This window comes from Helicobacter suis (genome assembly GCF_902196135.1).
GTDB lineage: Bacteria > Campylobacterota > Campylobacteria > Campylobacterales > Helicobacteraceae > Helicobacter > Helicobacter suis_A.
Window position 1 is genome coordinate 1 of record NZ_CABIKE010000046.1, and the last position, 508, is coordinate 508.

General features: G+C 38.6%; 2 protein-coding genes. Both read right to left on the minus strand.

Annotated features, from left to right (window positions below; translation table 11 throughout):
- Positions 1-190, minus strand: a 190-nt coding sequence (locus G6Q06_RS08340; protein WP_163566302.1) for a phage virion morphogenesis protein, incomplete at its 3' end; no start/stop codon positions are given.
- Positions 187-411: a hypothetical protein gene (locus tag G6Q06_RS08345; protein WP_163534180.1), complete on the minus strand. Its 225-nt coding sequence runs from the start codon at positions 409-411 to the stop codon at positions 187-189. The genes G6Q06_RS08345 and G6Q06_RS08340, both read right to left, overlap by 4 nt.
- Between the last annotated feature and the right edge of the window lie 97 nt (positions 412-508).

The following is a 508-nucleotide window of genomic DNA, read 5'->3' on the forward strand; positions in this document are numbered from 1 at the left end:
TTCGCATAACGCGCGTATTTTGCAAGATTTGGGTACGCATGCGGGGCTTTTTGCGCTTAATAGTAGCTGGCTTAAGTGGCGGCCAATTTTGCCCCGTTACCGGGTCTTTTTGGAGTGTGAAACTATAATCGATCTCTTGGCGGATCAATTCGCGGATTTCATACATTATAATGTTGGTATTGAAATTCATTTTTTAGCTGACTCAATGGTTTTGATCTCTGAAGCTTTTAAGGTGAGTTTTGCCCCCCGATAGGTTACATATAATTCATCTTCTTGATCATCTTCTGGTACATAGGAATAATTACGCGCACAATACCACCCATCAAATTTAACATTTTCCCACACATCTTCATCAACAAAAGTAATTTTTAAGAGTTTGGGGTAGTTATTCATGTTTGGTAAACTTTTCATGATCGATCCTTACTGGTACAATGTGAATGCCTTTCTTATTCCAATGTAACTTACTTTGAAACACTTTAACGATCTCTGAATCGGTGATAACGAAGCC

What these genes read in the sequence shown, in the direction of transcription:
- G6Q06_RS08345 (WP_163534180.1), bottom strand. Translation starts at nt 411, where the DNA reads ATGAAAAGTTTACCAAACATGAATAACTACCCCAAACTCTTAAAAATT.